The sequence below is a fragment of the Mesorhizobium sp. Root157 genome, assembly GCF_001427385.1.
Lineage (GTDB): Bacteria > Pseudomonadota > Alphaproteobacteria > Rhizobiales > Rhizobiaceae > Mesorhizobium.
Window position 1 is genome coordinate 132,318 of record NZ_LMGJ01000023.1, and the last position, 20,305, is coordinate 152,622.

The following is a 20,305-nucleotide window of genomic DNA, read 5'->3' on the forward strand; positions in this document are numbered from 1 at the left end:
CCCGGACATCCGTTGCGGCCACCATCCATTTTCACGCGCACGCGCTTAGAAGGCCGCTGTCAGCAGGCCCACCACCACGCAGAGTTCGAAAAGCGCATGTTCATGCGCATTCCCATAGCGACGAACGGCAGGCTGGGCAAGCGGATTCGCAACACTATGGCTCCAGCGCTCCGCTGCGGGCGTCATCGCTGCGCACGGTGCCGACGAGCTTGAGAAGATCGTCGCCGGTGCGGGTGATACGGTGCGATCGGCGGGTCAGGATATAACCGGCCTGCGGGGCCGCCACATCCACCCTTCCGTCCGGTTCGCCCGGCGCATGGACGATGGTTGCCAGCCGGTCGCCCTTGCTGACGCGATCGCCGGGCTTCACGTGATAGAGAATGGCGCCGGCCTTCGGGGAGGGCATCATATCGATGTTTTCCAGCGGCGCGACCACGCCCTTGAACGGGCCGACCGCAGCGATCGACGGATCGGCAATCACGCCGCGCGCGACCAGCAGGCGGTAAAGACCCTCGGCATCCGCCTTGGCCAATCCGCCATCGACATCGGCGACGCCGCGATATTCGACCGTGGTCACGACCTGCCTTTCGAGCCGGGCCTTGTCTCCCCTGAGATGGGGATGGATCGATGCTTCCTCGAAGGCCGCGCCGCTGGCGCCTTCCCACAAAAGCACCGCTTCGACTCCCATCGCCGCTGCGCAATCCTGCATTGCCGGCCACAATTCGCGCGGCACGTAGAGATAGGCGACGCTTTCGTCGTCGCAGTGCAGGTCGAGCACGATGTCGTGGCCGACGGAGAGCTTCAGCAGGCGAACCTTGAGCCGCTGGTCGACGGTGGCGAGCGTGGCCTCGTCAGGCAAAAGTGCAGTCTCCGGCCGGTCGATCAACGGGAAATCGCGGTTGAAATTGGTGCGGGTGGCGAGATGGAAGCGGCCCTGCTGCTCGGTGAAATGATATTGCGCGCGTCCGACCGGATTGGCCCATGGCACGACCGTGATGGCGCCGCGGATGCGCCCCTCGCTTTCAGCCTTGGCAAGCAGCGGCATCAGCGCGTCGATGGCGACGGTGCCGGGGAGTTCTCCCGCATGGAGTGCTGCCTGCAGATAGGCGCTTGGTGCGGCGGCGTCGCTGCCCTTGAAGCGGAACACCGGAAATTCGTACGCCACGCCTTCGGTGTCGCCGGCAATGCGTTCGATCGATTTTTCCATGGTCCGCTTTCATTGATACTTCAGGGCGGGCAGCCCGTCAGGAGAGTCGGTGCCGGATCAGCGATCCAGCACCGACCTCAGTTCCACGATATTGGAGCGCACCTGCAACAGGTTGAAGCCCATCGTTGCGAGATGCGAGGGGAAGAAGGCGCTCGATTCGTTGCCGTTGGAGATGATCCATGGCTGGACGTCGAGCGAATTGCGCAACTGCTGCTCCATGCGCGTCCACAGCGCCGTCAGGTTGCGTTCGGCGATAATGGCGGCGAAGTCGGAGCGTGCCGCGACCAGCACGCCGTAATAGGCATAAAGCTGGCCGTAGGCGAACCAGTAACGGTCGTCGGCGCGCAGGTCGAACCAGCCTGCGTCCGATGCCTCGATGCGCTGGCGCAATATGTCGGAGGTGGAGCCGATGTCGCTGGCGATGCGGTCGAGGAACTGCATCAGATTGTCGGCGCGCGCGTCGAAAGTCGCCTGGCATTTTTCCAGGCTGGAATTGAAGGCGCGCAGCTTGCCGATCGCCTCGCGGTAGACGCTGGGCGTCGGGCGGGTAGGGCCGCGCCAGCCGACATACCAGGCATCCTCGTTCCAGGCGAGCGCGGTGCGGGCGTCCTGCAGGTTCTGGTCGATCTGCGAAGTGCCGCGCACGCGGCCCAGCGTGTCGACGAGTTCCGTGGTGGTGCGGCGCATGACCTGGTTGATGCCGAGCTGGAAGGCGGCCTTGTTGTCGAAGAAGGGGGTGCGGCGCCATTCGATGCCGAACAGCCCGATCTTCGAGACGACCATGGAGGAAATCCAGGCGTTCTGGTTGACGTTGAAGTCGATCAGGTCGGCGGAGACGGCTGCGATGGCCGACGGCTTGCAGCTTTGCGGCGCTTGCGCGGTGGCGGCCGCGCTGGCGGTTCCCGACGATGTAGCGGAATTGCTGGCCACGTCGGGGACCACAGGGTCGCCGGCCAGTGTCTTGCCGGTCTCCGTTGCAAGCGCGCTGGGATAGTCGGGATTGAAGTTTGTCCACCACTGGGTGACGTAGAAGAAATAGGCGTAGAGGCCGACGATGACGATCAGCGCTGCGCCCACGATCGCCTTCAGCGTCCAGCCGCGCTGGTTGTACCAACGCCCCGCCCACATGAATGGCCACAGGATGATGCCGATGACGAAGCCGATGCCCCGGCCGACAAGCTGGAACACCTTGGCGACGAAGTTCACGATCGGATCAAGCATGACGTTTCACCTCGCATCGGTTCAATCGTTCAGACCGTAGAGGCGCGCGCGAAACGCCGCCTTGTCCTTCAAGTATGTGGTTTTGAGAATGTCCACAACATGCTCCCGCCAGGGTTGGCTGAAACCCTCGTAGTCCTTGTAGAAGCCCTGCTTGTTGAAGACATAGCGCGAGACGAAGTCCGAGGGCACGAAGTCCGAAATCAGCCGGTTGGTCAGCCAGGCATCGGGATGGTCGGGCTTGGCGCGCACCAAAAGGAAGCGCTGCAGCGGAAAGACCTCTTCCAGCCTGAGTTGCCCTACCTGCCTGATCTCGCGCTTGGCGGCGTTGAGGAAGGGAAAGTTGCCGTCGCGGTTGATCATGTCGGCATGGCTATGGATCCAGGTCTGCAGCCACACCTTGTCGGCGTCGGAGAGGTTGCGCTTGGGCTCCGCCTCGCGGATCAGGCTGCGCACCACCATTTCGGCACGGTGTTCGAGATATCCCGAAGCCTCGATCCACGAGGCGCGCGGCAGTTCGATGCGCCCCGTTCCTGCCAGGAAGCTGAACACCTTGTCGGCGTCGTTGATCGACAGATAGCTCACCTGCCACGGCCGCGAGCGGCGGAAACCGGGGGCGGCAGGATCGCCGATCACCGTGGTCGTGTCCCGATCGACGAACACGTAAAGCCCGCCGAAATGGCTGGTCCAATAGGCGTTGTGGCGGAAGATCACCTGGTCCGGCACCAGCGCGTTCTCGCGGATATCGCCGCACACCTTGGCCAGTTCCACCATCTGCTCGAGCATGGCGTTGTCGTGCCAGGCGTCCGGCTCCTGCTTCAGCCGATCGACCAGCTTGCCGAGTTCGGCCGCCTTGCCGAGCACGTCCTCGGCCGACAGCACGCGGAACTCGACCTGGTTGATCGACAGCAAATCCTCGATATCCTCGACCTTGGAGACCGAATCCTCGATCTCGCCGTAGATCACGTCCTTGATGGTCAGCGCGTCGATGGCGCGCTGGTTCTTCGACATGAATTCGAACATCAGTTGCGAGGTGTTGGAGAATGCCGTGTGCACCACCGGCAGGTCGCGCTGCGCCGGCGTCAGGATGATGAAGCGGCGGTTGATGCCGTTCGGGTCGAGATAGTCGTAGTCGCCGCATTCTTCCGCCACTTGCGGGGAAAAGCCGGTGCGGTCGATCTCGAAGCTCTTCAGCTTGGTCGGTTTCAGTCCGAACGCGGTCAGCGCCTTGTTGTAGCGCTCGATCAGGTGTGGTTCCTCGACCGGCAGCAGGCGGCCGTAGATCAGGGCGTTGTCGCGCAGGAGCGGGAACGGGGAGGGCATCAGGGTGCCGACCTCCGCAAAATTGGCCGCGGGGGGCTAGGCATTCCACAACCCCTTTTTCTTCATCTCCTCCATCTCGCGCAGCGCGCGTTCGCGCAGGCGGGCGTCGCGCAAGAGCTTTTCCACTGCCGAATCGTCCGTTTTGTCGGAATAGCGGAATTCGGAATCGGCGTAGCGATTGATTTCCTGAACCACCATCTCCATCGAGAACGGCCCGTGCAGTTCCTCGATCATCGCCTTCTTCTCGTCGTAGGTCTTGCGCATGAAGGCATCAGGCGCTTCGAACCACTCGTCCGGCAATTCGATGTCCATGGCGCGCACCTTGATGGCGTCGGTGACGTTCTTGATGGCGCGTCCGGTGAAGCGCGGCTCGGCTTCCTTGATCATGTGAAGATAGGTGCCCACGTCGGCAAGCGTCTTCGGGTCGCCATTGTCTTTCATGAATCGCTCGAAGACTCTTTCAAGTCCGTCTTCCTGCGGCTTGTCGTGGCCTTCATAGGCATCGGCGACCGCACGCTTTATTTCCTGCGCGGCATAAAGCTCATGCTGGCCGAGCGGAATTTTGTGATTCTTTCCAGCCAGAAGCACGAAAATATCAATGTAGTCTTCGCGCGTCTGCGGCCCGTCCACCAGCCAACGCGCGCCGGCGCGCTGGCGCAGCGCATCGTCGACATTCTCGGGATAGTTCGAGAACATGCCGAAGGAGCAATTGCCGCGCACCACGGTCGAGGCACCGGCAAAGGCATCCATCAAGACGCCGGTGATTTCCTGCTGTCCGGCGGAGGCGCGGTCGTCGGCGCGCCGCGCCGCCACCTGGTCGATGTCGTCGATGGTGCCGAAGCCGATGGCGCGCGGATTGAGCACATTGTTGATGAACTGGCGGCAGTTCTGGCCCGACTTGCCCTGATAGGACGAGATCTGGTCGACGCCGAAATTCTCGTAGACGAACTGGTAGCCAGCCACCTTGCAATAGCCGTCGAGCAGGCCGGCGATCATCTGGATCAGCGTGGTCTTGCCGGTGCCGGGCGCGCCGTCGCCGATAAAGGTGAACAGGAAGCCGCCCAGTTCGACGAACGGGTTCAGTTCGCGCTCGAAGTCGTAGGCCATCAGCATCTTGGCAAGCTTCACCGACTGATATTTGGCGATGTGGTTGCCGACGACTTCTTCCGGCTTCTTGAAGGTCATCACCAGCGGCTTGGAGCGCTTGCCGGGGGCCACGTCGAAGCCGTCGAGGGTGAAATCGTCGGCGTCGATGCGGATATGAGCATTCTCGAACGGGCCGAGGCCGTCGAAGCGGCCCTTGCGCTGGAGCAGCCCGTCAATCGTCACGCGGGCAAGGGCGCGGGCGCGCGTCATCAAATCGGCGTCGTCCCTGGAGCCGGCAATCGCCGCGTCGAGGCCGGCGACGATGGATTTCACCGCATCCTGCGGCGTGTCGAACAGGAAGTCGGGCTCGGCAACGTCGTTCGGCGCTTCGCCTTCGCCGTCGATCAGTTGCGCGAGGTAGGCCGCGAAGCTGAAGGCGGCGACATAGGCCGAGGCTGAAAGCAGCTTCTTGAAGGCGCTGGCCTGTTCCCCCTGCAAGGGTGCGCGGGTGTTCTCCGCCCTCAGGCTTTCCAGGTCCGAGCCTTGCGCAAACACGTCCGAGACCGCCAGCGCGATCGCGATGCCCCGGCGGGCGCGGTAGAGCAGCGTGTGCTGCGGGATGGTGAGCAACTGGTCGTCGGGATGGACGGCGCCGACCGTCTTGGCAAATTCGACCTCGCGCGTGCGGCGTGCGCCGCCGACCGAGACGGTGGAGACAAAGCGCCGGTTGGTGCCGGCAAGCGCCGTGCCGGATTCGCGCGACGCATCCTCCAGCACCACGATGCGCGTGACAAAACTTTGCGCCGTGGCGCGATGCTTTTCGATGTCGGCTTCGGCAATGGTGGTCAGGCCGGTGTCCATGAAACCCCCGCGTTTGTGTGCTCCATTCTCTCAAACATCGCTGATCACCTGCCCGTTGGACAGAATGTGGACCTTGTAGCCCGCGAAAACTTTCTGCACCTCGCCGGCAGCGTAAAGCGCCTGATAGGCTTCGTGCGGCACCAGCGCGTGGTTTTCGTAAGCAGATACGCCTTGGCGCGTCGCTTCGAGGTCATCGGTGTCGATGAAGAATTCCTGCGTGGTCTTTTCGCTGGAGAACAGACCCTTGCGGCCAGGCTTCTCGCCCTTGGAATAGACTTCCTGGATGGTCCAGGTGAGAAGCCAGGCATTTTCCGGCTTGCGCACCTTGGCCAGGACTTCGCTGACGGTCGAATTGTTCTCGGTGATGCCTGCCGTGTAGAACGGCCCCAGCACCACCCGGCGCAACTGCTTGGGATGCAGGGTTTCGAAATCGCGGTCGAGATTGACGGCAATGGTCATCGGGGCCAGCGAATAGGCCGAATTCTTCTCGGTGAAGTCGTCGAACTTGTGGGCCAGTTCCGGGTTGAGCAGGCCTTCCACCGGCAGCGGGATTTCCACCTTTTCGTTCAGCTTGCCTGTCTTGTCGACAAGCTGGCTCACCATCGCGTCAGTCGAATCCTCGACCGTCACCATATAGACCAGCGGCAGGTTGGCCGCGCCGTCGAAGCTCGCCCAATGGACGAGATAGTAGGGCAGGCCGGACTTGGGATTGACTGAAACCTTGACCGTCTGCGCCAGCGAGAAGGGACCGAAGGTTTCCTCGCCCTTCACGTCCTCCAGATAAAGCCGCTCGGCCATCGACCGTTGCAGCGCCTTGGGAAATTCCTTGCGGCGCAGGATGAAGTCCGCCATCTCCTCGCGCAGTTCGCCGGGCAGGGGAATGTTGGCAAGCCGCTGGTCTGCCTGGCGGCGGTCGTTTTCCAGTTCGAGCAGGTTCTGGAATACCGGAAAGCCGCTCTCAGCGCGCGAGATGCGGAAACTCTCCTGGAAGCCGAGGCGATTGCGCCAGCAGGCGAACGACTTCTCCAGCCGCGCAATGTATTCGGCGACGATCCGGGCGACGATGCCGTGCCGGTAGAGCGGCGAGCGGTCGTCGCGCATGAACACTTCAAGCCCGCCAAGCGCTGCGGCGATCGACGAGAAATAGCGTTCGGCGGCGTCGGTTTCGGCGCTCATGCGGTGCCCGCCGGATCGATCTTACGACTGCACGTAATTGGCGGCGTTGTGCTTTTTCAGCACGTCGTCGAAGCGGCGGGCGAAGGCGTCGTCGGCCAGCTTCTTGCGCCGCTGGATGTCGGAGGAAGCCACCATGTTCTTCTCGTGCAGTTCGAGCAGGTCGCCGATGTGCTTTTGCGAGGCCGCACCGATGCCGGCCATGGTTTCCTCGGCCGTGGTGTCGACCTTGGAGCCCAGCGTGTTGATCTTGTGGGCGACGTCCTGCTGCGCCGCCGTCTTCAGCGAATCTTCCAGCGCCTTGTAGAGAACGATGCGCTGCTCGGTGTCGATGGTCAGCTTGTTGATCAGCGTTGCCTGCGCCGCGATCTGGTTGTTGAGCGAATCGACGAAGGTCTGGAACATGGAGGTGTAACGCTCCAGCGTCTGGCTCTCGGCCAAAAGTTCCTGCTCCTTGGCCTGCCTCTCATTGTATTCGGTGGCCATCTTCGAGCGCTCGCCTTCAAGCTTGGTGCGCTCGGTCTGGTTGGTGGAGGCGGCAATCCGGTTTTCGATATCGAGGAGCAGCGGGTTCAGTTCCTCGATGCGCTTTTGTGTTGCCGTGAGGTTCTCGATCGTTGCCTTGCGGCGCTCTATCACCTGGCCGAGGCTGGTCTCGGAGGTCTTATAGCGGGTGTCGAGCACCTGCTTTTGCGCCTTCAGGATGCCGACAATGGTGTCTGACTTGGTCAGCAGTTCCTGCAGATTGCCGGCCAGAGACATGTTGCGCACGCGGTCGGAGCGCATGCGCTGCTGGCGCTGCCTGGAGAAGATGCCGATGAATTTTTCCCAGCCCGTATAGTTCTTCATGCTCTCGAATTCGGCGCCGAACACGTTGGTGGCGTCCTCGAGCCCGATGATGAGATCGGCGATGTTGCCTTCCATCACCTTTTGCTGGTTGAGCACATCCTGGATGCGGGCGTTCTCGATGTCGAAATTGGCGTCGCCGATTTTCTTGTCGGCCTCGGCCAGCGTATCGAGCACCGTTCCGGACTGCTCGATCTTGGAGCGCATGCCCTCGACGACTTGCTTGGTCCTGGCAATTTCCGCGTCGAAATTCTGCAGTGTCGCCATTGTGCCCTCCAGCTTCGGCATGGGTTCGCGTTTTGCGAGCAGCGGCGAATATAAGTGCCGCTCCTGTGGATGGGAAGGCGCGACGAGCTTCGTTGTTCCAAAAACAGCAACGGGGCCGGACAAGGTCCGACCCCGTGGTGCGTTGAGCATAGGACCGAAAAGTGGGTGCCGGTTTTCGGATTATTCCGATGCTCTATCAAAATGCCGGATCGTCAGGAGGCCGCGCCGCTCATCGGCTTGCGCTCGGGCCGCGGCTTCTTGGGAGGGGCGGCGATCAGGCCTTCGCGGATGGCCAGCTTGCGGGCCGCCTTGCGCGTGCGGCGTATGGCTTCGGCCTTTTCGCGGCCGCGCCGCTCGGACGGCTTTTCGTAAGCGCGCCGCGCCTTCATTTCGCGAAACACGCCTTCGCGCTGCAATTTCTTTTTCAGGACCCTGAGGGCCTGGTCAACGTTGTTATCACGAACAAGAACCTGCAATGATTTGCCTTCTTTCCGGTTGGTGTTTTTGTTTTGGGAATGGAATCGGCACGGAACAAGCCGCGCCGAGATCATTTCGATGAGCGTTTCTATATAGGCCCTATGCGCGCACAATGCACGCGTTCTTGAATTTTTATTCGAACTCAATGAGATGCGTGTACAATTTGACGCAGATTGCGGCTGAAACCTGTCAGCCGGCAAAGCCGATGAGGTCATCCGACGGGACGCGGCCCATCTCTTCTTCCCAGTGGCGGCGGCACAGCGACACATAGATGTCCTTGCCGATCGCCACCTGTTCACCCTGCCTCGCCACCTTGCCGTCCGGGCCGAGGCGCACGACCATCGTCGCCTTGCGGCCGCAGCGGCAGATGGTGCGCACTTCGCGCAGATCGTCGGCAATCGCCAAAAGCGCGCGCGACCCGGCAAACAGCTTGCCCTGGAAATCCGTGCGCAGGCCGTAGCACATCACCGGAATGTTCAGCCTGTCGGCGACCCTCGCGAGTTGCCAGGCCTGGTCCTTATCGAGGAACTGCGCTTCGTCGACGAACACGCAATGCACGGTGGTGTGCTCGTGGTGGGCGGCCACGCGGGCGAACAGGTCGTCGCCCTCGCGAAACATTTCGGCTTCCGCTTCAAGGCCTATGCGCGACGAGATCAGCCCGGTATCGCCCTTGCGGTAATGGCCGGCGACGAACAGCATGGTGGTCATGCCGCTCTCGCGGTAGTTGTACGAAGCCTGCAACAGCATCGTGGTCTTGCCGGCGTTCATCGTCGCGTAGTTGAAATAGAGCTTGGCCATCGGCATTCTTTAAGCTTAACGGATGGACGAAGGGAGAGGGGGCTCGCCGGCTTCCACTGGAAAACGCCGCGCAATGTCGCTGATCAGCCAGCGCGCGCCGCCGCTTGCCATGCGTTAGTGCTTGAAACCAAACGAAAATGGTGTTTGGCTCAACAAGAAATCATAACTTGCACGTCCGTCGACGCTGCAAGGCAGCCACAATGGGAGAAAACTATGCCGGGTTTGAAATCATTCGCCGTTTCGTTTGCATTGGCTACGGTCGCCAGTATGGGGGTCGCCGGAACGGGGGCTTTCGCCGCCGAGCCCGACAGCTGCAAGACCGTGCACTTTGCCGATGTCGGCTGGACCGACATCACGGCGACGACGGCCACCACCTCGGTCGTCCTCGAAGCGCTCGGCTATTCGCCGGACGTGCAGGTGCTGTCGGTGCCGGTGACCTATACGTCGCTGAAGAACAAGGACATCGACGTCTTCCTCGGCAACTGGATGCCGACCATGGAAGCCGACATCAAGCCGTATCTTGAAGACAAGTCGGTCGAGGATCTCGTCACCAACCTCGAAGGCGCCAAGTACACGCTTGCCGTGCCGAGCTACACCTACGATGCCGGCCTGAAAAGCTTCCAGGACATCGCCAAGTTCAAGGACAAGCTCGGCAACAAGATCTACGGCATCGAGGCCGGCAATGACGGCAACCGCCTGATCCTCGACATGATCTCCGCCAACAAGTTCGACCTTGGCGGTTTCGAACTGGTCGAAAGCTCGGAAGCGGGCATGCTGTCGGCGGTGCAGAAGGCGGTTCCCTCGAAGGAGGATGTCGTCTTCCTCGGCTGGGAGCCGCATCCGATGAACGCCAACATCGACATGAAGTATCTGGAAGGCGGCGATGACGTGTTCGGGCCGAACTTCGGCGGCGCCACCGTTCATACCAATGTTCGCGCCGGCTACACCACCGAATGCGCCAATGTCGGTGCGCTCCTGAAGAACCTCGTCTTCTCGCTCAAGATGGAAAACGAGATCATGGGCGCAATCCTCAACGACAGCGCCGAGCCGAAGGCCGCCGCCACGGCCTGGCTGAAGGCCAATCCCGACACCATCACGCCCTGGCTCGCCGGCGTGACGACGTTCGACGGCGGCGACGCGGCCGCTGCGGTCAAATCGGCGCTGGGCCTTTGAGCCTCTGCCTCGATAACTGACAGATACGGACGGCGGCCGGGTTAGAGTTCCTGGCCGCCGTTGCTTTGGCAGGCACAGGAGGGGTGCATGGATCCGGTCTCGGCACTGATCGCGAGTTTCAAGATACCCATTGGGCAGTGGGGGAAGTCGTTCTTCACCTTTCTGACCACGAACTTCGAGTGGTTCTTCGACGCGATCGCCAATGGCGCGACCTTCGTCCTCCAGGGCCTCATCAATATCCTGTTGTGGGTGCCGCCCTTCGCCGTCGTGCTACTGATCGCGGCCCTCGCCTGGTGGCTGCAGCGCTCGTGGCGGCTTGCAATCGCCGTTGCGGTCGGCCTTTCCTTCATCATCAACCAGGGTCTGTGGAAGGACACGGTGGAGACGCTGGTGCTGGTCGTCGGCGCGACGGCGGCATCGATGGCCATCGGCGTTCCGGTCGGCATCTGGGCCGCGCACAACGAGCGCGGCTATCGCTTCCTGCAGCCGATCCTCGACCTCATGCAGACGATGCCCACCTTCGTCTATCTCATTCCGGTGCTCATCCTGTTCGGCCTCGGCATTGCGCCTGGCCTGATCGTCACCATCATCTTCGCTTCGCCCGCGCCCATCCGCCTCACCTATCTCGGCATCACCTCGGTGCCCAAGCCGATGATCGAGGCCGGCGAGGCCTTCGGCGCCACCAAGCGCCAGTTGCTGTGGAAAGTCGAACTGCCCGCCGCCTTGCCGACGATCATGGCGGGCCTCACCCAATGCATCATGCTGTCGCTGTCGATGGTGGTCATCGCCGCGCTGATCGGCGCCAACGGCCTCGGCAAGCCGGTGGTGCGGGCGCTCAACTCCGTCAACATTCCGCTTGGACTTGAGGCCGGCCTGGCGATCGTCATCGTCGCGATCATCCTCGACCGCATGAGCCGCGTGCGCACGGGAGGCGCCAGATGACCGTTGCCGTCGATTTCAAGAATGTGGACATCGTCTTCGGCCCCGACACCGGCGATGCGCTGGCCATGGTCGACAAGGGCGCCAGCCGCTCCGAGATCCTGGAAAAGACCGGCAACGTTCTGGGCTGTGCCGGCGCCAACCTCACCGTCCAGGAGGGCGAGATTTCGGTGCTCATGGGCCTGTCCGGCTCGGGCAAGTCGACGCTGCTGCGCGCCGTCAACCGGCTGAACGTCGTCTCGCGCGGCAATGTCATGGTCAAGGATGGCGACCGCACCGTCGATGTCGTCACCTGCGACGAGGCGACATTGCGGCGCCTGCGCCAGAAACAGGTGGCGATGGTGTTCCAGGCGTTCGGCCTGCTGCCGTGGCGCACGGTCGAGGAAAATGTCGGCCTGGGCCTGGAACTTGCCGGCGTGCCCGAGGCGGAGCGGCGCGAACGCGTCGCCAGGCAATTGAAACTCGTCGGGCTCGACCAGTGGGGCAAGAAGTACGCCCACGAACTGTCCGGCGGCATGCAGCAGCGTGTCGGGCTGGCGCGCGCCTTCGCCACCGAAGCGCCGATCCTGTTGATGGACGAGCCGTTCTCCGCACTCGATCCGCTGATCCGCACCAAGCTGCAGGACGAGTTGCTGCAGCTTCAGGCGGAACTCAAGAAGACCATCATCTTCGTTTCGCACGATCTGGAAGAGGCGCTCAAGATCGGCACCCACATCACCATCATGGAAGGGGGGCGCATCGTCCAGACGGGCGCGCCCGAAGACATCGTGCTTCGCCCGGCCAACGAATATGTGCGCGACTTCATCGCCAACGTGAACCCGCTCTCGGTGCTGACCGCCTGGAACGTCATGCGCACCAAGAGCGAACTGGAGAAGGACAAGGGCGGCTGGGTGTGGCTGGACCGCCGCGCCACCACGCGCTTCAAGCTCGACAAGAACAATCTGGTCATTGCGGCCGAGCGCAACGGCAAGCCGGCCGTTTGGGTGTCCTGCGCCGATGTCGAGCAGCAGCCGGAGGAAGTCTCGCAGGTGTTCTGGGCGACGCCGGGAACATCGCTGAAAACCGTCATGCTTGCCATGCACCGCTCGCAGACCGCGCCGGTCGCGCTGTTCGACGACCAGTCGCGTTTCGTCGGTTCGATCGGCATTCGCGACGTGCTGAGCGCGGTGCTGAGGAAATAGGGTGGTTTAGAGCGGTTCCGATTTTGATGGAATCGGTGGACCGCTCCAACTCTTTGCCTATACGCAATTCCGGACGGAAAGCCGGTTTCCACCTTTCCCGGAATTGCTCGATAGTGATTCCGGAAACCGCGATACCGGCCTGATTTCGAATCGCATTTCGGAATCGCCTGCCGCCCGGCGTGTCCCTACATCCTGACCTTGCCGTGCTCGCCCAAGGCAGGCTTGGCGTCGGTGACGGCGGCGGCCAGCATCTTCGCATAGCTGATGACTTTGCCCGGACCGTCCCAATATTGAGCGTCCTTTGGCGTTATCTTCAGGATGCGGATGTTGGGATCGTCGGGGCCGTCCCAGAACGCCTTGTAGGGCGCCGACCACAATTCGTCGATCTTGGCTCGGTCGTTGGATATTTCGCCCGTGCCGGTTACGGACACGAAATCCATGTCGCCTGAATCCGCGAATGCCAGACAGGAACTGGCGAAGGCTTTGAGATCCTTGTGGTCCTTGAGGTCCAGCAGGAAATAGACGGCATTTTCGCTACGCTCGGCATGCGCCGTCATCGGACGCGACCGGATATCCTTGCCGTCATTGGTCGCCAGCATGCAGAACCTGATCTTCTCGACCAGATCCCATACGCGCTCCGGTCCATTGTTCTCGGCCATCCAACTTTCTCCATCAATTGAGGTTCAGTCGGTAGGCAACTCACGGCAGCGGCTTAGGTTCCGGCGCTATCGCCGCGATCTTTCAGATTTCGCCGGCGCGCTCTAAGTACCCGTTCCATGCATGTCGTTATCCCGAAACCGGTTCCCACTTTCGGGAGACATGCATTAACGCCCCTCCCGGTACCACATGCTGCCAAGCGCCAGCAGCAGCAGGCCGAGGCCAAGGAAGCCGCCGAACAGCGGCACCTGGCTGACCGCCTTCAAAACACTGTCGTCGGTGGTCCTGAAACCGATCCAGTCGCTGCCCGCAGCTTCGCCGCCTGAGCGTACCGGCACCAAAGAGGGCAGCGTGATGCCGCCCGTCAGCGACGCGCCAGCCAGCCTGCGCACGCTGCCGCCGACCGCTTCGGCTGGCGGCCTCAGCTTGTCCGGCGTCGACACGACATCGGCGAATTCGGGTGCGTTGACCGGGCCGACATGGGCGAGCGCGGACAGGTTGCCGTTACCGACCTGATAGAGGCCGATTTCCTTGACCTCGACGCTGCCGAGGAACACGCCCGGCTCCGACTTCTCCAGCTTGACCGTCAGCGTCTTGCCGGACGGCGTTATGATCTGGGTGGCGCCCGGATCGTCGCTCATCGTCTGGCGGCGGATTTCGAGGACCATGCCGCGCCCGTCTGCAGTCAGCCGCTCCTTCTCCAGTTCCGGCTCCTTCATCAGCCAGTGCGCCATCCGCCGGTAAAGCTGGACGTGCGGACCGCCGCCTTCATAGCCGCGCGCCCATAGCCAGCCCTGATCGGACAGGAGCATGCCGACACGGCCTTCGCCCTTGCGGTCGAGCAGGAGCAGGGGCTGGTCGTCGGCGCCCTTCATCACCACTTCGCCCTCCGTGTTCTCGATGCCGATGGTGCGGAACCAGCGGCCCCAATGCGGCGGCTCGCTGCCGGAGCCATCCAGCCCGCGCGTCACCGGATGGCGCTGGCCGAGTTCGGTCAGGCGCGGATAGAAGGCCTTGTCGATGACCTGGCCGGTCGGCATGGCCGGGAGCGCCGCCATCAGCGGCGTGTTGGCGATGGTGCTTTCACCGGCGTATTCAGGGCCGGCGGCGATCAGCAGAGCACCGCCGTTTTCGACATATTCGGCGATGTAGTCGTAATAGAGGATCGGCAGCACGTCGCGGTGCTGGTAGCGGTCGAAGATGATCAGGTCGAACTCGCTGATCTTTTCCACGAACAGTTCGCGCGTCGGGAAGGCGATCAGCGACAATTCGTTGATCGGCGTGCCGTCCTGCTTTTCCGGTGGACGCAGGATGGTGAAGTGGACCAGATCGACCGAGGCGTCCGACTTCAACAGATTGCGCCAGGTGCGCTCGCCGGCGTGCGGTTCGCCAGAAACCAGGAGCACGCGCAGGTTCTCGCGGATGCCGTCCACCAGCGCGATGGCGCGGTTGTTGGTTTCGGTGAGTTCGCCCTCCTCCTTGGGAATGGCAAGCTCGACGATGTTGCGCCCGGCATTGGGAATGGTCACCTGCAGCGGCATTTCCTGGCCGACGAAGGCGCGCTCCACCGAAACCTGCTCGCCATTCACCGAAACGCGCACATCGACCGGACCGGACTGCCTGTCGGTGGTAATGACCCGGTAGGTCAAGTCGAGCGGCTTGCCGACGATGCCGAAGCGCGGCGCCTTCTCGAAGCGGATGCGGCGGTCCTTCTCGTTCTCGTCGCCGGTGATCAGCGCATGCAGCGGCGCGTGGAATTCCGGTGCAGCGCCGGGCGCATCATGCACCTGGCCGTCGGTGATCATCACCGCACCGGCGATGCGGGAGGGTGGCACGTCGCGCACCGTGCTCTCCAGGGCCGAAAACAGCCGCGTTTCGGTGCGGTCGCCGGCAGCCCCGGCATTGCCGGTCTCGACCACGCGCACGTCGAACTGCTTGAAGCGCGCCAGCCGTTCCTTGATGCCGGCAAGTGCGGCGTCGGTCTGTTGGCTGCGTTCGCCGATATCCTGGCTCTGGCTGCGGTCGACGACGACGGCAACGACGCTTTGCAGCGGCTCGCGTTCCTCGTCGAGCAGCACGGGGTTGAGCAGGGCCGCCGCAAGCGCCACCAGCGCCGCGGTGCGGAAGAGGGCGCCACGCTGGCGCAGCCACAGGCCGACGAGGGCGAGCAGCGCCAGCGGCACCACCACCGCTGCCAGCAGCGGCCAGGAAAGCAGCGGGTCGAAGGACAGCGACCAGTTCATGAGTGGGCTCCTTCGTAAAGGATGCCGCTGGATTTACCCCCCTGTGGCCTGCCAGAGGGGGGTGGCAAGGGGTGGGAGCGCTGCAATCGCATCATCACTGCCCCAGCCGTTCGAGCAGGATAGGCACGTGCACCTGATCGGATTTGTAGTTGCCGGTCAGCATGTACATCATGATGTTGACGCCGCTGCGCAGCGCGTAGATGCGCTGCATCGGGTCGGACGGCACCGTCGGTAGCAGCGGATTGCCGCTGGCATCGATCGCCCATGCGCCGGCGAAATCATTGGCGGTGATCATGATCGGCGAAACGCCGTCGCCGGTACGCACCGGGCGGTTGTCGACGTTCGAGGCATCGAGCGAAGCTTCGACCCACAGCGGACCGCCGTTGAAGCGGCCGGGAAACTCGGGGAGGATGTAGAAGGACTTGGTCAGCACATGGTCGCCCGGCACCGGCTCAAGCGGCGGAACGTTGAGGCTGGCCAGAATATCGCGCAGCCGCTCCGTCGCCGGGCTGGTGGCGTCGGCGCCGATACCGTTGGAATACTGGTCGCGCGTGTCGAACAACACCGTGCCGCCTTGCTGCATATAGGCGTCGATGCGTGCGACCGCCGCCTCGTCCGGCATGGGGGCGGCCGGGTCGATCGGCCAGTAGATCAGCGGGTAGAACGACAGTTCGTCCCTGGCGATGTCGACGCCTGCCGGCTCGCCGGGCTCCAGCGCGGTCTTTTCGATGAGGAAACGCCGCAACCCCTCCATGCCGGCGCGGCTTACCGCATCGACGCTCGATACGCCGGTGATCACATAGGCGAGCCGCGTCATGGCGACCGCCTCGATGGAAATGGCATCGTCCGGCTTTGCATCGTCGGCGCGAGCATTGTCGACAGGAGTGGCCAGCGCGCCAAGCGTGATGAGCAGCGCCGCCGCCGTCGCCGCACGGTTGCGCAATTTCGGCCGGCGCGAGAACAGCCCGCCCATCCAGAACACCGCCAGCGTATCCAGCACCATCAGTGCAAGGGCTGCCGCCACCAGCGAACCCTTGAGGTGATGCGATTCATCGAAGGCGTATTGAATGTTGGTGACCGGCGCCGAGATCTGCGGCCGTTGCAGCGGCGTGAACATGCTGTCGGCGCCGAGCAAATTGTGGGCCAGCACGCCGGCTTCCGAGCCGTAGAGGCCGGGCGGGTTCTCGATGGTCACGGCATTGGCGGCATGCGGGGCGAGCGGGCGTGCATCTGCCGGTGGCGGCACCAGCGCGCCGTCGGCGGCGATCATGCGATAGGGGGCCAAGGCGGTGGCGGGCGTGTCGTTTGCGGCGGCGACGCTGCCCTGATTGCGCGACAGTTGCACGATGCGCGACAGCATTTCCACGAAGCTGCCGGAGATCGGCAGGTTCGACCACGTCGCTTCCGGCGTGACGTGGAACAGGACGACGGTGCCCTTGCCCTTCTTCATGCCGGTCACCAGCGGCGTGCCGTCGGCGAGGTTTGCCCATGTGCGGTCGACGATGTCGGCGGAAGGCTCGGCCAGCACCTGACGGCTCACCGTCACTTCGCTTGGCGGGGCGAGATCGGCAAACGGCCCGGTTTGCGGAAATTCCGTCACCGGTTGCGGCGTCGTCCACGACAGCGCGCCGCCCAGCGATCGTTCGCCGGTGCGCAGTCTCACCGGCAAGAGGTCGTCGCCGGCGCTGGCGGCAGCAAGCCGCGATCCGGCAAAGCGCACCAGCGTGCCGCCATTTTCCACCCAGTCGACCAGCTTCAGATGCGCCTGTTCGGGAATGGTGCCGACATCGGCCATCACGATCATCGCCGGCTTCTGTTCCAGAAGCTGCGGAATGGCGTCGGCAAGGTCGGCGCTGGCCGGTTCGACCAGATCGGCAAAAGGCGAAAGCGCGCGCTGGATATAGTAGAGCGGCGACAACAGCGGCTGCGCCTGATCGGCTTCCGCCAGCGACAACAGGCCGACGCGGCGGCGCTTGGAGCTGTCGTCAAGCACCCGCACCGCGCCGGCATGGCGTTCGCCGTCGAGAGCAATCGCGGCGAAGTCGTTGCGCAGTTCGAACGGCACCTTCATCATGCCGGTGGCCGCCGTCTCGCCCGGCGCAAAGGTCAGCGTCGCATCGGCGATGCGGCGGCCCTTGTCGTCGAATGCGCCGGCGCTGACCTGACCCGGTCCCGGATTGCCGGCGGCGCGGATGGCGGTCAGCGAAAAGCCGTCGATTTCGTTTTCGGCGGCAGCGAGGCCGATCGGCGCAATGCGGTCCGGTACTGCCCACACGACATTGGCGGCGCTGCGCGACAGCAGCGTGTCGAATGCTGCATCGTCGCCTTCAGCCGCCAGCCCGTCGGCCAGAACGGCGACGCTGGCGCCGGGCAGGGTGGCGAGCGTTTCGGCAACGCGCGCATAGACCGCAGGGCGGTCGGTCGGGACCGGGCGCGGCCTGGTCGCACGCAGCCGGTCGAGTGCGGCTCCCGCATCGAACGGGCCGATGTCCGCGTTTGGCTTCTCGGCGGTGAAGGCAAGCACGACCGGAACGCCCGTCGTGCCGGCATCGGCGATCAGCCGTTCGGCTGTCGCGACGCGCTTGTCCCAGTCGGGTGAGGCCGCCCAATCGTTGTCGATGACCAGTGCAAGTGCCGCGCCCTCGGTCGGCAGCTTTTCGCGCGGATTGAACACCGGCTCGGCCAGCGCCAGCACGATCAGCGCCGCCATCAAAAGGCGCAGCAGCGTCAGCCACCACGGGCTTTGCTGCGGCGTTTCCTCGCGCTTCAGCACGCGCGCCAAAATGCGCAGGGGCGGGAACACCTCCATCTGCGGCTTGGGCGGCGTGAAGCGCAGCAGCCACCAGATCACCGGCAGGGCGAGTAATCCCCACAGGACCATCGGCGCGCCGAAGGAGAGCGGCAGCCAGCTCATGCGACTGCCCGTCCTGTTCCGAGGCCGCTGGTGGCCATCGCCATATGCAGGCGCACCAGAGCGTCGGACGCGAGGCGGTCGGTGTGATTGGTGGTGAAGCTCCAGCCCATGCGCTTGCAACGGCTGGCCAGTTCCTCACGCCTGGCCAGGTAAAGGCGGCGATAGTCTTCGGCCAGCATCTCGGCGCGTCCGGCAGTCAGCTTGTCGCCTGTCTCGGGATCGGTGAACTCGGTGCGCCCGGCATAGGGGAAGCTTTCCTCGGCCGGGTCGGCCACTTCGACCAGATGCGCGCGCACGCCGTGGCGGGCGAGCACGTCCAGCCACTGGAAGGTGTCCTCGACCGGATCGAGGAAGTCGCTGACCAGCACGATGTCGGAAAAGCGGCGGATGCCGGAAAGGTCGGGCTTCGCCGGCAGGCTCGCGGCATGGGCAAGATGCGAGGCGATGCGCTCGGCCCCGTTGCGGGCGGTGAACGGATCGGTCAGGCCCGGCCAGGCGATGCGTTCGCCGCTGCGCGACAAAAGCTCGGCCATGGCCAGAGCCAGCACCATTGCGCGCGATTGCTTGGAGACTGTCGCGGTCGCCGACTTGTAGAGCATCGAGGGGGAGGGGTCGGCCCACAGCCACGCGGTATGGGCGGCCTCCCATTCGCGGTCGCGTATATAGGTGTGGTCGTCGCGGGCCGAACGGCGCCAGTCGATGCGGTTGACCGCCTCGCCCTCGACATAGGGCCGGAACTGCCAGAAATTCTCGCCGATGCCGCGCCTGCGGCGTCCGTGCCAGCCGGCGATCACCGTGTTGACGATGCGGCGCGCCTCGATCAAAAGGTCGGGCACCAGCGAAGCCCGCTGGCGGCCGCGAGCCAGCGCTTCACGCGCCTTGGCCGGTGCCTGGGCTTCGCCGATCCTTACCATCAGACGGCCTTCACAAGCCTCGCCACGACGTCGCGCACGCTTATGCCTTCGGCGCGGGCGGCGAAGGTCAGCGCCATGCGGTGCTGCAGCACCGGCTCGGCCAGCGCGCGCACGTCGTCGATGGAAGGCGCGAGGCGTCCGTCGTAAAGGGCGCGGGCGCGGGCGCACAGCGTCAGCGCCTGGCTGGCGCGGGGGCCCGGACCCCATGCGATGGTCTTGTCGGCTTCGCCGTCGCCCTGGCCGGGCCGCGCCGAGCGGACCAGCTTGAGGATCGCCTCGACCACGCTTTCGGGCACCGGCATGCGGCGGATCAGCGTCTGGATTTCCCTCAGCCGCTCAGGCGTCAGCACATTGGCGGCCTTGGCTTCGTCGATGCCCGTGGTTTCCAGAAGGATGCGGCGCTCGGCGTCCAGTTCGGGGTAGAGGATGTCGATCTGCATCAGGAAGCGGTCGAGCTGGGCTTCCGGCAGCGGATAGGTGCCTTCCTGCTCCAGCGGGTTCTGCGTGGCCAGCACATGGAAGGGAGCCGGCAGGTCATGGCGGGCGCCGGCCACGGTGACATGATATTCCTGCATCGATTGGAGCAGCGCCGATTGGGTGCGCGGCGAGGCGCGGTTGATCTCGTCGGCCATCAGAAGCTGGGCGAAGATCGGGCCTGAAATGAAGCGGAAGGAGCGCTTGCCACTCTCGTCCTGCTCCATCACCTCGGAGCCGAGAATATCGGACGGCATCAGGTCGGGTGTGAACTGGATGCGGCGTGCGTCGAGCCCCAGCACGATGCCCAGCGTCTCGACCAGCTTGGTCTTGGCAAGGCCCGGCACGCCGACGAGAAGCGCATGGCCGCCGGCCAGGAGCGCCACCAGCGTGCGTTCCACCACGCTTTCCTGGCCGAAAATGACGCGCCCGACCCCGTCGCGGATGCGGGAAATGTCGGCCAGCGCCTTTTCGGCCTGTTCGATCATGTCTTTTTCGCTGACCGGGCTTTCCTTGACGATGACGCTCATAGTGCCTCGATCCTTATGCTGGAG

16 protein-coding genes are annotated in these 20,305 nt (G+C 63.7%); 3 read left to right on the plus strand and 13 right to left on the minus strand.

Annotated elements, in window-relative coordinates:
• Window positions 1-154 precede the first annotated feature (154 nt).
• From ASD64_RS12890 to ASD64_RS12925, 8 genes are all read right to left on the minus strand, one after another.
• Window positions 155-1,207, minus strand: a complete 1,053-nt coding sequence (locus ASD64_RS12890; protein ID WP_056105599.1) for a succinylglutamate desuccinylase/aspartoacylase family protein — start codon at window positions 1,205-1,207, stop codon at window positions 155-157.
• A gap of 57 nt (window positions 1,208-1,264) precedes the next feature.
• A complete protein-coding gene (locus ASD64_RS12895; RefSeq protein ID WP_056105600.1) occupies window positions 1,265-2,428 on the minus strand; it encodes a DUF2333 family protein in 1,164 nt (387 codons plus the stop codon).
• A gap of 21 nt (window positions 2,429-2,449) precedes the next feature.
• Window positions 2,450-3,748, minus strand: coding sequence for a DUF6638 family protein (locus ASD64_RS12900; RefSeq protein ID WP_056105601.1), 1,299 nt, complete (start codon window positions 3,746-3,748; stop codon window positions 2,450-2,452).
• A gap of 36 nt (window positions 3,749-3,784) precedes the next feature.
• The gene (locus ASD64_RS12905) at window positions 3,785-5,695 is read right to left on the minus strand and encodes an AAA family ATPase (RefSeq protein ID WP_056105602.1); all 1,911 of its coding nucleotides are present in this window, start codon (window positions 5,693-5,695) and stop codon (window positions 3,785-3,787) included.
• 30 nt (window positions 5,696-5,725) lie between these two features.
• Window positions 5,726-6,871, minus strand: coding sequence for a hypothetical protein (locus tag ASD64_RS12910; RefSeq protein ID WP_056105603.1), 1,146 nt, complete (start codon window positions 6,869-6,871; stop codon window positions 5,726-5,728).
• 21 nt (window positions 6,872-6,892) lie between these two features.
• Window positions 6,893-7,981: a hypothetical protein gene (locus ASD64_RS12915; RefSeq protein ID WP_056105959.1), complete on the minus strand. Its 1,089-nt coding sequence runs from the start codon at window positions 7,979-7,981 to the stop codon at window positions 6,893-6,895.
• A 212-nt stretch (window positions 7,982-8,193) separates the two neighbouring features.
• Entirely contained in the window at window positions 8,194-8,457 is a 264-nt protein-coding gene (gene rpsU / locus ASD64_RS12920) for a 30S ribosomal protein S21 (protein WP_056105960.1), read from the minus strand.
• A gap of 190 nt (window positions 8,458-8,647) precedes the next feature.
• Complete coding sequence (locus ASD64_RS12925; RefSeq protein ID WP_056105962.1) at window positions 8,648-9,256, minus strand: thymidine kinase; 609 nt, start codon at window positions 9,254-9,256, stop codon at window positions 8,648-8,650.
• Between the two features lie 213 nt (window positions 9,257-9,469).
• Between ASD64_RS12925 and ASD64_RS12930 the strand changes: the two genes are divergently transcribed.
• The 3 genes from ASD64_RS12930 (at window position 9,470) to choV (ending at window position 12,549) form a co-directional block, all read left to right on the plus strand.
• Window positions 9,470-10,429: a choline ABC transporter substrate-binding protein gene (locus ASD64_RS12930; protein ID WP_056105604.1), complete on the plus strand. Its 960-nt coding sequence runs from the start codon at window positions 9,470-9,472 to the stop codon at window positions 10,427-10,429.
• 87 nt (window positions 10,430-10,516) lie between these two features.
• Complete coding sequence (gene choW, locus ASD64_RS12935) at window positions 10,517-11,371, plus strand: choline ABC transporter permease subunit (protein ID WP_056105605.1); 855 nt, start codon at window positions 10,517-10,519, stop codon at window positions 11,369-11,371.
• The gene (choV, locus tag ASD64_RS12940; protein WP_056105606.1) at window positions 11,368-12,549 is read left to right on the plus strand and encodes a choline ABC transporter ATP-binding protein; all 1,182 of its coding nucleotides are present in this window, start codon (window positions 11,368-11,370) and stop codon (window positions 12,547-12,549) included. Before choW ends, choV begins: the two co-directional genes overlap by 4 nt.
• Before the next feature lie 185 nt (window positions 12,550-12,734).
• On the opposite strand, the gene ASD64_RS12945 is transcribed toward choV, so the two are convergent.
• The 5 genes from ASD64_RS12945 to ASD64_RS12965 all read right to left on the minus strand — a co-directional run bounded on the left by ASD64_RS12945 (window position 12,735) and on the right by ASD64_RS12965 (window position 20,281).
• Window positions 12,735-13,208 (minus strand): pyridoxamine 5'-phosphate oxidase family protein, encoded by a 474-nt coding sequence (locus tag ASD64_RS12945; protein ID WP_056105607.1) that lies wholly within the window; start codon window positions 13,206-13,208, stop codon window positions 12,735-12,737.
• Between the two features lie 165 nt (window positions 13,209-13,373).
• Window positions 13,374-15,449 (minus strand): hypothetical protein, encoded by a 2,076-nt coding sequence (locus tag ASD64_RS12950; RefSeq protein ID WP_056105608.1) that lies wholly within the window; start codon window positions 15,447-15,449, stop codon window positions 13,374-13,376.
• A gap of 94 nt (window positions 15,450-15,543) precedes the next feature.
• Window positions 15,544-18,363, minus strand: coding sequence for a DUF4159 domain-containing protein (locus tag ASD64_RS12955; protein ID WP_056105609.1), 2,820 nt, complete (start codon window positions 18,361-18,363; stop codon window positions 15,544-15,546).
• Window positions 18,360-19,277 carry a DUF58 domain-containing protein gene (locus ASD64_RS12960; protein WP_056105610.1) on the minus strand — a complete coding sequence of 306 codons (918 nt, stop codon included), beginning with the start codon at window positions 19,275-19,277 and terminating at the stop codon, window positions 18,360-18,362. The genes ASD64_RS12955 and ASD64_RS12960 overlap by 4 nt, the downstream gene beginning before the upstream one ends.
• The gene (locus ASD64_RS12965; RefSeq protein ID WP_056105611.1) at window positions 19,277-20,281 is read right to left on the minus strand and encodes an AAA family ATPase; all 1,005 of its coding nucleotides are present in this window, start codon (window positions 20,279-20,281) and stop codon (window positions 19,277-19,279) included. Before ASD64_RS12965 ends, ASD64_RS12960 begins: the two co-directional genes overlap by 1 nt.
• Window positions 20,282-20,305 lie beyond the last annotated feature (24 nt).